Here is a 12,907-nt window from a genome sequence, read left to right as displayed (position 1 = left end):
AACGAACTCTTGCGCTGTCACAACATCGCCTCCAACTCATCCATCTCCCGCATAATCTCTTCCTCCAGCGTCTTCATACGCGCAAGGATCTCCTTCGGCGGCTCGTACTCCTCCTCCTCATACACCACCTCCTTATAGCGGTTGATGGAGAGGTCGTACTTGTTGGCGGCGATCTCCTCGGCGGGCACGACGAACGCCTTGCGGGTGCGGTCGGCGTATTTGTCCGCACCCTTGTTTTTGAGTCGCAGCTCCCGGTATTCCAGCCACTGGTCGAGGCAGTCCGGGAGGTTGTTCTTTTCCCGCTCTTCCTCGCTCAGCTTCGCGGCCGGCATGGGGCCGAATCTGTCCTCGGGCACCAGCGGGGTGCGCTTGTCGTCCAGGCTGCGGCCGTCGGCGGTGAGGTCGTAAAACCAGACCTGGTCGGTGCTGCCACCCTTGGTGAAGATGAGGATGGCGGTGGAGACGCCGGCGTAGGGTTTGAACACGCCGCTCGGCAGGCTGACGATGCCTTCGAGCTGGTTGTCCTCGATCAGTGTCTTGCGCAGCTGCTGGTGGGCATTGGAGGAGCCGAACAGCACGCCGTCCGGCACGATGGTGGCGCTGCGGCCCCCGAGCTTGAGCATGCGCAGAATATGGGCGATGAACAGCAGTTCGGTCTTCTTGGTTTTGACGATCTTGAGCAGGTCGGGGTTGGTGCTGGTCGCGTCGATGGCGCCCTTGAACGGGGGATTGGCCAGCACCACGTCGAAGGCGTCCTGCTCCTTGTCCGGCCAGTGCTCCTTGATGGACTTGTTCAGGGAGTCCTGGTAGTGGATGTTGGGCGCGGCGACGCCGTGCAGCAGCATGTTCATTGCGGAGACGCGCAGCATGGTGGTGTCGAAATCGAAGCCCCAGAACATGTCGTTGGCGATGTGCTGGCGGTAGGGCTCGAGCAGATCGCCGGTGTAGTGGGTGTTGCCCTCCTCGTCCTGGAAGGTGCCCTGCTCGCTCGAATATCTGCGCATCAGGTATTCCATGGTCCGGGCGAGGAAGCCGGCGGTGCCGCAGGCCGGGTCGCAGACCGTGTCTTCCGGCTGCGGGCCGACCATGGCGACCATCAGGTCGATGATGTGGCGCGGGGTGCGGAACTGGCCGTTGATGCCGGCGGTGGTGAGCTTGGAGAGCAGGTACTCGTAGATATCCCCCTTGATGTCGGTCTGGCCGAGGGGGAGCTTGTCCACCATCTCCACGGCGGCGACCAGCAGGGACTCGCTCTTGATCTCCATTTCCGCGTCGGCCATGAATTCGGCCACGTCGCTCTGCCCCATATGAATGGTGCCGAAGTGCGGATAGACCTTGTCCCGCAGATGGGCGCGCATCTCGGTGCCGGGCAGGTTCTTGAAGTTCTGCCAGCGCAGTAGCTGGCCCTCCTTCGTGTCCGGAAACAGCCGCTCGAACGGTTTTTTGGTGCGGGCGGCCTTACGCTCGCTGGCCTGCTCCTGCATGTCGAGCAGGCGGGCGAACATGAGGTAGGAGATCTGCTCGATGACCGTGAGGGGGTTGGTGATCCCCCCGGTCCAGAACTTCTCCCAGAGCTTGTCGATGTCGTTTCTCAGGGTACCGGTGAGCATCAGGCGTCCTCGCTGTCGGACTGCTGGGTTTCGGGCTGGGTTTCAGACTCAGTGTCCGGCTCGTCATCGCCGGGCTGCGCGATGGCCTTGAGGTCGTCGTCATCGAGCAGCGCGGTTTCCACGACCGTGGCCGGGAGCTCCTTCTTCACGCGCACGCCGAGGTCCACGAACTTCTGTACCGAAGAGCTCAGGCTGCGCGAGCCGGTGAGCGTGTTGTTGGCGTCGTCGTAGGTCTTCTGCGCGGTGGCGAGCTGGTTGCCCAGCCGATCCATCTTGTCCACAAAGATGCGCAGCTTGTCGTAGACCTTGCTGGCCTGGTCCGCCAGGGTGCGGGCATTCTGATTCTGACGCTCGATGGACCAGAGATTGGCGATGGTGCGCAATGAGGCCAGCAGGGTGGTGGGCGTGACCACCACGATGCGCTTCTCGAATGCCGAATTGAACAGCTCCGGGTCGTACTGGAAGGCGGCGACGAAGGCCGGCTCCACCGGCATGAACATGAAGACGAAGTCCGGCGAGTTGAGCCCCTTGAGCTTGGGGTAGTCGCGCGCGCTCAGGTCGCTGATGTGCTTGCGCACAGACTGCACATGCTGCTTGAGGAAGCCTTCGCGCTCCTCGTCCGTCTCCGCGGCCACATAGTCGTTGTAGGCCACCAGGGAGACCTTGGAGTCGATGATGACATGCTTGCCCTCAGGCAGGTGGACGATGAAATCGGGCCGCCAGTTCTTGTGCTCCTCGTCCTTGAAGTTGGCCTCGCGCTCGTACTCGGTGCCCTTCTGCAAGCCGGAGCGGTCGAGGATCATCTCCACCTGGATTTCGCCCCAGCTGCCCTGCAGCTTCTTGTCGCCCTTCAGGGCCTTGGTGAGATTGGCGGCCTCGTCGGTGATGCGGCGGTTGAGTTCGTGCAGCTTGGTCAGCTCGGTGCGCAGCGATGCCTGGCTCTGGGTCTGGTTGGTGTGCACCTCCTCGACCCGCTTGCGGAAGCCCTCGATCTGATCCCGGAAGGGCTTGAGCATGGAGTCGAGCGATGCCTGACTCTGCTCCTTGAATGCCTTGCCCTTGGCCTCGAGAATCTCGTTGGCGAGGTTCTGGAACTCCTGCTTGAGCGCTTGCTTCTGCTCGTCGAACTGGGCGAGCTGCTTGTCGAAGGCGGCCTGCTTCTCATCGAGGCTGGTCCTGAGGGTAGCGAGCTCCTCCCGGGCCTTGCTGCGATCGGCCTCGACGGCCTCCCTGGCCTTGCGCGCCTGCTCGAGCTCCTGCCTGAGCTGGGCGATCTGCTCATTGCGCTGGGTGACGTTGCTCTGCTCGGCCTTGACGCCGGACTCGGCCCGGGCAAGCGCCTGCTCCAGCTCGGACAGGCGGGTACGGGCTGACTCATGCCTTTCCGTCAGCGCCTTGAGTTCCGCGTCTCGCTGGTTGGCGCTTTGCTGCGCGGCATCGCGCTGCTGGGCGGTCAGGGCATGCTCGGTACGCAGGCTATTAAGGGCAATCTCGAGTTCGGTGTTCGCAGTCGTTTGGGCCGACAGACCCTCTTCAGCCGCCCGCAAGCGGGCATCGAGGGCGGTCTCGGTGCGGGCCGCGCGGCTGCGGCTGACGAGATAACCGAGCACGGCCCCGATCAGCAGGGCAACAGCGGCAAAGGCAAAGGTTTCGATGGGCATGAAAGCGTCTCCTGGTTCAGCGTTTGCCTTGTTATATCAATTCTTATGCCAAAGCAGGAATGACTTAAATATCATATAATTATCAATTTTACCGCAGGCGCGAATTGTAATATTTGTTACCGAAAATAACAAATCTTACTGATCGTTCGGCATTGCCGGGCTGTGGGCGGACTCCGGCCTGACGAAGGGTTTCAATACCTCGATCAGGTCTTCGATATCCGATTCGGAGAATACCCCATCCAGGCCCTCATTGGAGACGCTGGTGAAGGGCTGCTCATACAGCTTGTCGATGGTAATCGAACCATTGTCGCTGATGTACCCCTTGAGCAGATTGAGGAACTGGACCTGGAGGTGGGTCAGCCTGGGATGCGCATGAAGGAAGCGGGTGAAATGCGCCTCCACCGCCGCCGGATCCATCCCGATCAGCTCGCGGATGGTGGCCTGTAGCCCGCTGGCTGTGCGGCCATAGAAATCATTGAGTATCCCCAGGTCCACCCCCGGATGCTGGGTGAGGATACTGGAGGTCAGTTGATCCAGCTCTTCCGGCTGTACCGACTCGTTGCGGCGGATTTTCTGCAGTACGGGGTTGTTGGCGATCATATCGCTCAGGATCGTTTTGAGCCGGCGCCGGTACTGCAGGGCCTCGGATTGCGACCCCAGGTATTGAGGACGCTCCTGCTCCCGGATTTCGGCGCCGTCCCGCACCCGGGTGGTGTCGATACCGGAGGAACTCACGCCCGCGCGCTGGCGGTACTTCATGATGCCGCGCAACTCATTCCGTACCCATTCTAGATCCTCAAGGCTGACGCCCTGCCAGAATGCTGCACTGCGGAGCCGGTCGATCACGGCATCCTTCTGACGCACGGCCTGGATGTTCACGGCGAGCTTGCTGACTTCGTCGAGTAGCAGCTGTTTGAGGTCGTCGAAGCAACTGGCCGATTCGGTAAAACAGACTTCGAGATCGGCAACCAGCCGATCGAACGCTATGGCATCCTTGTCACGCAACACGCGATTTCCCATCAGGGGGCAATAACCTCGGCCAGGCGGTGCTGGGTATCGGCATCCATGCGCTCGATGGTATCGGTCTGCTGCAATTCGTGGACGGTACGCAGTTCGCGGCGCACCGCAATGCTCTTCTCGGGCAGATCGTTCAGATCCTGGCGGATGAGTGCTGTGGCCAGATCGAAGGCTTCTCGATGATTCTGCCTGAGCGCGGCCTGCGCCAGGCGCAGTCGTGTTTCGAACAGGTGCTGGAGCAGAGATTTGCCCTGCTGCTCGTCGGCCTCCTGATACTCCTCATCGAAGTAGGTGAAATTGGAATAGTGATCGAAAATCAGGAATTCGGACTTGTGCTCGCCCGGCCCGAAGAGATTCTCGCACAAACGCGTGCCGCGGCCGATCATCTGCCAGAATTTGACCAGCGACCGAACCGGTTTGGCAAAGACGAGGTTGACGACCTCGGGAACATCGATACCGGTATCCAGCATATCGACCGAGATCGCGATACGGAAATCATTATCCGCCTGCTTGAATTCATCGATCAAGGCTTCCGCGCGGGGGATCTTGTTATGGATCACCTTGCAGACACGGGCGCCGTACTGGGGATACAGCTTCGAAAAGAGTTTTTCGAGGTGCTCTGCATGTTTCTGGCTCTGGGCGAATATGATGGTCTTCCCGACCAGTGAGCCGGTGGCGTCCTTGATGCCGTTCTGCATCAGGTTTTCGAGAATAATGCGGTCGGTCTCGACACTGAAGATCTTCTTGCCGATATCCTTGCCGGCGATACTGGTGATCTCCGCCTTTTCCTCGCCCAGATCTTCCTCCAGCTGGCGCTTCTGCTCGTCACTGAGTTCAGTGTAGTGAATGCCGTCTCGTAGAAACTCGGTGGTCAGATCCTTGACCCGGAACGGCGCCAGATAAGGCGGATCATTGTTGACCGCGTCTTCCAGACTGAAATTGAACGTGGGATCCTGATCCTCGCATTCGAAGAGATCATAGGTATTGCGCGCAACGAATTTCACAGGGGTGGCCGTGAGGCCGATCTGCAGTGCATCGAAATATTCAAACAGATCGCGGTATTTGTTGTAGATCGAGCGATGGGACTCATCCGCGATAATGAGATCGAAAAAACCAACGTCGAGCTGATGAAAGCGATTCATCATGCCGGGGTAGGTGGCAACGTAGATGCGCGCCTCGGTGTCGATTTGGTTGCGCTCGCCGATTACACAGCGCGGCTCAGAGGGCAGATAGGTCTTGAAGGCATCATCCGCCTGACGCCGCAATTCCTTGCGGTCACACAGAAACAGAATGCGTTTGGCCCAGCCACTGCGCGTGAGCAGTTCGCTGATGGCGATGGCCACACGGGTCTTGCCCGTCCCTGTTGCCTGCACGAGCAACGCCTTGCGACGCTGTTGCTGGAAACGACTGGCAACTGCCTTGACCGCCTCGATCTGGTAGGGGCGACCCGCAATATTCACATCCGGGTTGTGCTGCTCCAGATCCGGCTGGCGGTAATGACGCTGGTACAAGAGATACTTGAGACTGTCGCGGCTGTAAAAGCCGTAGACAGGGCGGTAGCTGTTGTACAGCTGGTCGTCCCAGATAAAGGTCTCGTAGCCGTTTGAGTAGAAAATAACCGGGCGCTGGCCTGTCATTCGCTCCAGGCCATCGGCGTACATGCGCGCCTGTTCCCTGCCCTTCTGCAGGCCCTCCTCACTGGTACGCTTGGCTTCGACCACCGCAAGCGGCTTGCCATTGCCGCCCCACAGGACGTAGTCCGCATAGCCGGTACCACTGCCCGTCGCCTGATATTCGACCGGATGCTCGAGTGTCACCTGCGTCTTGTCGTTGACCGACCAGCCGGCCTGCGCCAACAGGGCATCGATCATCATGCGTCGGGTCTGCGCTTCATTCCATTGTAGGGCATCGACGACCCGGTGACTCTGCTGGCGTGACTGCGCCTGGTGGGACTCACTCGTCTTCTCGGCGGCCGCCCTGGCACGTTCCTGATCGAGTTGATCAAGCAGTTGATCCACCTCCTCCGCCTTACTTTCAAGGGCAGACCTGTAATGGGCAACCGATTGCTTGAGCTCATTCAGCTGCGCTGTTGGGTCGGGGACATCCTGGAAGGGCGCGATGGCTTCCCGACTGAGACCGTGATAACGCATGCCCATATAGGAGACGAGCTGATGTGCGATCTCCAACCCCTGACTGGCGCTCCGTATATCCCCCTGAGCACCGTGCGCCGCATCATTACCGTTCACACGGAGAAAATTAATCCTATGAATCAGCGACCTATCGACAGAGGCCGCAAAAGCTGGGTGTTTGACAAGATCATAGAAGGTCGCGTTCGGCAAAAAGGGGAGACACTCTTCCTTATGGATGATCTTGGTTAAGGCCTCGGCCATGGCACGCATCCGGATCAGCGCGCTGCCGGGGTCGATATACAGCAGAGCCTCCGCATACCTGCCCAGATCGGCCAGTGCGGGCCGGTGCGGCCGGATAAATTCGAAGTTGATCGATTGCATTGCGAGTCAATAAATCACCGTCCCCTTGCGTAGCAGGAGACATGCCAAATCATCAGTCGATTCCGTATTTCTTCATCTTATTCGTCAGCACCGGCTGGCTACGGAGACCGAGCAGCTTGGCGGCCCGGGTCTTGTTGCCATCAGCCCTGGCCAGGGCCAAGGGAATATAATGCCGCGCCACATCCGCCATTAATTTCTCTAAATCAATAGGTTGACTTATTCCACCCAGCGTAGCGCGATTGGATTGGCTGGGCAATACCAGCAACGCATCCTCGACTTCATGACAGGTAAGAGTGGCACTGTCATTCCAGACGGCGGCCCTGAGCAGAGTCGCCCTGAGTTCCCGGATATTTCCCGGCCAATCATGCGCCATGATAACGTTTATTACATCATCATCAATTTTCTTACGCCTATACCCAGGCTGGTCGGAAAGCTCAGAATTAATGGACTCCATCAGTGTCTCGATCAGGGCTGGAAAATCCTCCGGACGGTCACGAAGCGCAGGGAGTTTGATCACACCGACAGCCAGGCGATAAAACAAATCCTCCCTGAAGCTACCCTCCCCAACCTGTTCAGCCAATTCCCTGTGCGTAGCGGCAACAATACGAAAGTCACTATGTCTCGGCTCGGAGGCGCCCACTGGTATGAACGTGTGTTCCTGCAGGGCTCGCAACAGTTTCACCTGCACTTTGATGGGTAACTCTCCAACCTCATCCAGAAACAGTGTTCCACCATCGGCTTGAGCGAAGAATCCATCATGATCTTGCATTGCGCCGGTAAAGGATCCTTTCTTGTGGCCGAACAGCAGCGATTCAGTAAGGTCATGCGGGAGCGCACCACAATTCACAGCAACAAACGGCCCCTCCCGCCGAAAACTTGCATCGTGAATAGCTCGAGCAAAAAGCTCTTTACCAGTGCCGGTCTCGCCCAATAGCAATATCGGTACATCGCGTACCGCGATTTTACGGGATTTTTCAATTGCACCATGCAGCTCTCCTGCACTGGTAATCCTCGCGAACGCCTTGTCTGCAGCCTCTTCGCTATCAAGAAGCCGGTTGAGCCGTTTATCAGATCGACGAGTCGCCTCAAGGCTGAATCGCGCCTCTATCTCGAACGGAAGCTCAACCTCCTGTACGACCTGCTTTCCCTCGGAATTTTGCCAGGACTGTATGCAAATCGCTGGAAATCGTGTCTTTACCAATAGGATCCATACAGCTGCCATCGCAGGCGTACCAGGACTCAGATGCACTACGCGTTGTGCCAGAGGGTATTTCTGCTCCAGTTTTGCAAGCTCACTGGAAACAGCAGGATAAATTTCGGCATATGACGTTGGGGAGGTAAGCCGGAAACGTCGACTCGATATACTCGTGGCGCTGTCTACTCCAGCCGAAAGCCAATCTAAATACGGGAGAGCCTGGCTTGTTTTATAGTTATATATCAGATGGATATGATTATATGAATTACCCGACTGCTCGGCATCCCTAATTGCGGCCATGACAGGCCCCGGGGAGTTACCAGTGACAGCATCCAAATCATGCTGACCTATCCAGCTAACAAGGACTCTTTCCATACAAGATTGATTCCATTAATCATATCAAACAACCCAAGATGGATATTAGTTGCTGTAACTGCGCTCCACACAGCAATAACTATGCACATACATATAGAACTCAATCATCACTATGGATTTTAGCGAACAATTCTGCCAACCATAAAAAGAGCGTCGTCGAGATCGCGCATACTAATATTTTCCCGACCCGGATCATTATTTATCGTATCTACGACTTGCCGCAGAATTCTTCCAGTCCTCCAGCACCACTCCTCATGATCATTTTTTGAAGACCTAAGACATTCGAACTTGTAAGGAGGTTCACTTGGGTTCCTGGGATGCCGTGCCCTGCTTCCCCTTTGGGTATACCCCCCACCCCAGCGAAACGCCAATTCTTCTGGGACCTCACAGGGCCTTGGGGCAAGTTGCTTAAGATACCTGCGTACAAGGAGCCCCATAGCGGCACCAACTCGCCCATCATATATAGGAATGTTATCTGGATCCGCCAACGCATATACCTTAGTCAGGGCCGAGTTCATTACGAGATCCTCGTTATCGAATCTTTCCCAGTCGTCATGTGAGGGACCTTCTTTCAATAGCTTTACACCCTTACTTATCTTCTCACGAAGCACCCCATTCTCACATGACTCTCTGAACCATGCCGAACTAACACCTTCAACCCCACCCCACTCAAGTATTTCCAGGCAAACATGGTGTAATTTGTGATTATTAAGAGACGCATCGACTAGGCATTCTTGCAGCCTTCCAGACAGATCATCAAGCTTTTTATTATTCTCCTCCCGAGTCAGTTTACCCCATTTATATTGTTTGCAAGCGTTATTTAGTGAAGTGCACTTCCATTCGGGCTCACCCTTCGGCGGCTGATATGCATGGTCAAATTTATTCCAAGCCTGTACAATAAATTCTACAAGCCCAACTTCGTGATCTGTCATTTTATCCATTTCGATATTGCCTCGTAAATCATTACCATTGCCAAAGTATCAAGCTCACAATAGCGCTTAAGCTGAGCCTCAATCCGCTGCCGTTCATCTTGGTTGAGATCAGGGTTCTGTAGCTGGGCGTAGGCAATAATGGCGGCGCCACCATTGGCCACGAATTTATCATAGCCTGTATATTCGTCTTCGGCCTGATCTATTGCTCGTGCAACCTCATCATCCAGGAAGATAGGATCGAGCAAGCGGTAGGGATCGATAATTTCCCCACTCTCTTCCCTGAGCCAGGTCCAGCCGGGTGAGTAATTCAAGCTGGGCATTGCCTCGGTGCCGTAAATCGGTTGCCCATAGTGTTCCTCTAGCGAGTCAGACATTGCCAGGATGGCAGGGAGAACCTTCTTAATCGAGCTTCGGCCGTTCGTACCCTTTATGAATACCGTTCTGGAAACAAGCCGTCCGAGATCTGCCAGGCGGCCTGATTCACTGTTCACAAGGGAGTCGATAAATTCACACAGAATGTCCTTATCGGGCTCGTTACGATCTATGCATTGTTGTTTCACTTCCTTCAGAACGGTTCTTTCATGGTCCCACCAATGAACTACAGTGCCAGAGTTCCCCACTGCATCACGTAATGCACGTACGACAGAGCTATTCGGCCAGGTTCCAGGCGTCGCAATCAGACACTCATTAGCATGGCGAAGCTGGCCATCTGCATCAAGCTGATGATGCGAAAACTGAAAAAGAATCATGTCGTTGGGTCGACAGCCGGAATGAAATGGAAGCGCTGGACGGGATGTCTCGAAATCGATGAAGTGCAATGGATACTCCCAGTCACCAAACACTTGTCTAAGGGTATCCATTTCAAGGTGAATTTGATCGCCTTCGCCCCTCGCCTCCATGATCTGCAGGAGATGCCGGTCACTCGTAGAGATTTCTCCAGGTTTCTCCTTGATGGTCAGTTGCGTCTCATCAACATCCTTCATTAACAATATATTATTGGCAATCAGATCATCGACCTTGCGAAATTGATACAGCCCGAATACGGAGTCACTTCTTGACCATGTCGCCTTGAGTGGAGTGTAGGCTTCCTCCATGCAGGCAGCCCAGCCACTGATATTGTCAAGGGTTATTTGCTCTGGCTCACAGTAGAATTCACAACTTTTACATTGCTTTCCAATATAGGGAGGGAATGTTTCACCAGCTTCGAGCTTATCGCCAAGCCAGTCCACCAAGTTTACGAAGTCCATCTCACCGGCGGGCGTCTCGACTGGGTTGGATCGCAGAATTCCAACTTCGTCAGTCACATCGTGCTGACGAAGAAGAGACGGCTGCTGCATAGAAATATCAAACCCATCCCTTATACTCACGTTCAGCCGGCCTCTATCCCGTGTTACGGTTAGGGAAGAGCCCAGGCCATCAATGCTCGATTTCACCGATGTATCCAGAAGCATGAGATGAGGCGTCACTGTCCATTCCGGGTGCGCCCGCTCCAGAACCAGGAGCTGGTAGGCTACGTCGTACAAGTATGGGCGCCACTCACTCTTTATCGGATTATTTTTACCGCGGAAGCTACTTTCCCTGGAATTAAAACCTTTCGCCTTCACTTCGATCAGGTCGATCAGGTTGCCACGCTTAACCAGTATATCGACGCGGATGACGAGATTCCCATGGCGGAACGTCGGCTCGTAAAGGATGACGTCATTTTGTTCGATCAGTTTCTGGGTATTTTTTATTTGTTCCTCGACAGAGGGGGTGGTAATTTCAATACCACCTGGATACATCAGCTTGGCAAGCGCACCCACCTGATGGCCCCCTTCGGCTAGTCCCTGAAGGAATTCATCCTCGCTTTTTGCGTTAGCGTAATTCTTATCAGTGGCATAGTTTAGCTTTCTGGGGCATTCCAGTGCGATCTTGAACCGGCTTTTTGTCAATGTCGTACTCATACAGGGTATTCCTAATGATGTCGGTCAATTAATCCTGCGCCGCCCGAATATACTCACTTTCCACATCCAGTAAATTCACTGAGATAAATGACCTCGCGAAGCGCGGATCTGAGGCCGTTTATTATCGATACAATTCTGCCATCCTATGAGTCATTGTCTTCATAGACTCGCGCAATACATCGGGCTTCATGATCCTGACTCGATCTCCCAGCCCAAGCAACCACCACTTCAACTCTACTGTCTCATTCACCGTGGCCTTGACGATCAACCCGTCCTCGGTCTCACTGATCCGCTGGTCGTTGCTCAGTTTTGTCTCGATGACATGATTCCTGGCTGACTCATGCATCCAAAGCTCAAGGCCGATCGCTTCACCACTCTCGGGAAACCCGAGCTCATGCTGGACAAAATCATCCAGCTTGAAGGAACGTGGTACGCTGGACGATGCCTCCAGATGCTGAACAGATTTCACCCGGTGCAGCGCCCAGCGCCGCGTCTTGCTATCACCGTCAATCCTGCCTATCAGTTCCACTGAGGTATTTCTGTGGATCAAGGCATAAGGGTGAACGGGATAGCTTTTCACATCAGATGCGTGCCGGGATCCTGACCAATAACTCATCTCAATCTGCCTGTCGTCCAGGAGGGCCTGTGAGACGACCTCCAGTACACCAGGCTCCAGCTCAGGGGGAATCAGCCGCAGGCTATGGGGAACGACACGGATCTTGTCGCGCCAACGCCCGGCCCGCTTCGCGCTGGTCTTTCGCAGGACTTCCTCAGCCGCATAAAAATTTGGCTGCATATAAGCCATCGTTTCCGCTGGTAGCAAAGGCTCCAGCAAATCTTTCACCATCTGGAAGGTCAAGGCTGTGTGGCGACCCATTTTGGGTATGCCGAGTAACTCGCGCCCGTACCAGGACCAGCGCCAGGGCTTGGGCTGGTCCTCGTCACAGGAAATCGGAAACCCGACGTGGTCCTCCGCCCCCTGAAGTGACCGGAGATCCCGCTGGATATTCCGCTCACTGACCTCGATCCCGTGGTCATTCCAGAGCCGCCTCTGGATTTCCTCAACCGTGATGCCGCCCTCCTCCTCCCTAGGCAGCATCTGTAATATCAATAACTTGCGTGAAAATGCGTCAGCCATGGCCCAGATTCCGGAAATTTCCCTCCATTTTTCTGGTTGTAGCGACAGTTTTTGTCGCAACTGAACGATACAGTCTCGACACGTTCACGGGAGACAGGTGGGGTATGAAACTGACGACTCGACAGAAGCACGAAATGGGCGTGAAGATGATCAGCGGGTATCTGGGTCAACGGGAGATTAACCACACAGTGGTGGACAAGGATCCGAATATCGATATCCACCTTCCGGATCACAACAAATCAATTAAGGTGATCTGTAATCACTCAAGATCACCCTCAGTCAAGGTTGGGAAGGATTTTGAACCTCTGGAGGGTGTGCTTTACCTTGTGGTTGCTCCCACGGACAAAAACAACCTGGGTTTCACATGCCGTGGCGGTGAAAGGGACGAAATCGAACAGTCACTGATATCGTTCATGACACCCGGGGCCCCGAAGAATATCGACGTGAAAAGTCTACCCGGGATCAATATCGATAGACACGTCCAGAATCGCTGACATACTCACCGGGGAGGGGGGGCTTCCTCTCC

9 protein-coding genes are annotated in these 12,907 nt (G+C 55.4%); 1 reads left to right on the top strand and 8 read right to left on the bottom strand.

What is annotated here, in order from left to right:
* Nucleotides 1–17 precede the first annotated feature (17 nt).
* The 8 genes from CFK21_RS06585 to CFK21_RS06560 form a co-directional block, all read right to left on the bottom strand.
* Complete coding sequence (locus tag CFK21_RS06585; RefSeq protein WP_096365914.1) at nucleotides 18–1,610, bottom strand: type I restriction-modification system subunit M; 1,593 nt, start codon at nucleotides 1,608–1,610, stop codon at nucleotides 18–20.
* The gene (gene rmuC / locus CFK21_RS06580) at nucleotides 1,610–3,271 is read right to left on the bottom strand and encodes a DNA recombination protein RmuC (RefSeq protein WP_096365913.1); all 1,662 of its coding nucleotides are present in this window, start codon (nucleotides 3,269–3,271) and stop codon (nucleotides 1,610–1,612) included. Before rmuC ends, CFK21_RS06585 begins: the two co-directional genes overlap by 1 nt.
* Nucleotides 3,272–3,406: 135 nt before the next feature.
* On the bottom strand, nucleotides 3,407–4,279 hold the full coding sequence (locus CFK21_RS15395) for a type I restriction-modification enzyme R subunit C-terminal domain-containing protein (protein ID WP_197703018.1): 873 nt from the start codon (nucleotides 4,277–4,279) through the stop codon (nucleotides 3,407–3,409).
* A gap of 11 nt (nucleotides 4,280–4,290) precedes the next feature.
* On the bottom strand, nucleotides 4,291–6,798 hold the full coding sequence (locus CFK21_RS06575; protein WP_197703017.1) for a type I restriction endonuclease subunit R: 2,508 nt from the start codon (nucleotides 6,796–6,798) through the stop codon (nucleotides 4,291–4,293).
* Between the two features lie 52 nt (nucleotides 6,799–6,850).
* Nucleotides 6,851–8,368: a sigma-54 interaction domain-containing protein gene (locus CFK21_RS06570; protein WP_096365912.1), complete on the bottom strand. Its 1,518-nt coding sequence runs from the start codon at nucleotides 8,366–8,368 to the stop codon at nucleotides 6,851–6,853.
* A 119-nt stretch (nucleotides 8,369–8,487) separates the two neighbouring features.
* Nucleotides 8,488–9,309, bottom strand: coding sequence for a hypothetical protein (locus tag CFK21_RS15175; protein WP_157745441.1), 822 nt, complete (start codon nucleotides 9,307–9,309; stop codon nucleotides 8,488–8,490).
* Nucleotides 9,297–11,243 carry a DUF2779 domain-containing protein gene (locus tag CFK21_RS06565; protein WP_096365911.1) on the bottom strand — a complete coding sequence of 649 codons (1,947 nt, stop codon included), beginning with the start codon at nucleotides 11,241–11,243 and terminating at the stop codon, nucleotides 9,297–9,299. Before CFK21_RS06565 ends, CFK21_RS15175 begins: the two co-directional genes overlap by 13 nt.
* A 121-nt stretch (nucleotides 11,244–11,364) precedes the next feature.
* A complete protein-coding gene (locus CFK21_RS06560) occupies nucleotides 11,365–12,381 on the bottom strand; it encodes a helix-turn-helix transcriptional regulator (RefSeq protein ID WP_096365910.1) in 1,017 nt (338 codons plus the stop codon).
* Nucleotides 12,382–12,485: 104 nt separating this feature from the next.
* Between CFK21_RS06560 and CFK21_RS06555 the strand changes: the two genes are divergently transcribed.
* The gene (locus CFK21_RS06555; protein WP_096365909.1) at nucleotides 12,486–12,875 is read left to right on the top strand and encodes a hypothetical protein; all 390 of its coding nucleotides are present in this window, start codon (nucleotides 12,486–12,488) and stop codon (nucleotides 12,873–12,875) included.
* The last annotated feature ends 32 nt before the right edge of the window (nucleotides 12,876–12,907 follow it).

The organism is Thiohalobacter thiocyanaticus (assembly GCF_002356355.1).
In the GTDB taxonomy this organism is placed as follows: Bacteria; Pseudomonadota; Gammaproteobacteria; order Thiohalobacterales; family Thiohalobacteraceae; genus Thiohalobacter; species Thiohalobacter thiocyanaticus_A.
This window is presented reverse-complemented; position numbering and strand designations above follow the sequence as displayed.

What these genes read in the sequence shown, in the direction of transcription:
- CFK21_RS06585 (WP_096365914.1), bottom strand. Translation starts at nt 1,610, where the DNA reads ATGCTCACCGGTACCCTGAGAAACGACATCGACAAGCTCTGGGAGAAG.
- rmuC (WP_096365913.1), bottom strand. Translation starts at nt 3,271, where the DNA reads ATGCCCATCGAAACCTTTGCCTTTGCCGCTGTTGCCCTGCTGATCGGG.
- CFK21_RS06575 (WP_197703017.1), bottom strand. Translation starts at nt 6,798, where the DNA reads ATGCAATCGATCAACTTCGAATTTATCCGGCCGCACCGGCCCGCACTG.
- CFK21_RS06570 (WP_096365912.1), bottom strand. Translation starts at nt 8,368, where the DNA reads ATGGAAAGAGTCCTTGTTAGCTGGATAGGTCAGCATGATTTGGATGCT.
- CFK21_RS15175 (WP_157745441.1), bottom strand. Translation starts at nt 9,309, where the DNA reads ATGGATAAAATGACAGATCACGAAGTTGGGCTTGTAGAATTTATTGTA.
- CFK21_RS06565 (WP_096365911.1), bottom strand. Translation starts at nt 11,243, where the DNA reads ATGAGTACGACATTGACAAAAAGCCGGTTCAAGATCGCACTGGAATGC.
- CFK21_RS06560 (WP_096365910.1), bottom strand. Translation starts at nt 12,381, where the DNA reads ATGGCTGACGCATTTTCACGCAAGTTATTGATATTACAGATGCTGCCT.
- CFK21_RS06555 (WP_096365909.1), top strand. Translation starts at nt 12,486, where the DNA reads ATGAAACTGACGACTCGACAGAAGCACGAAATGGGCGTGAAGATGATC.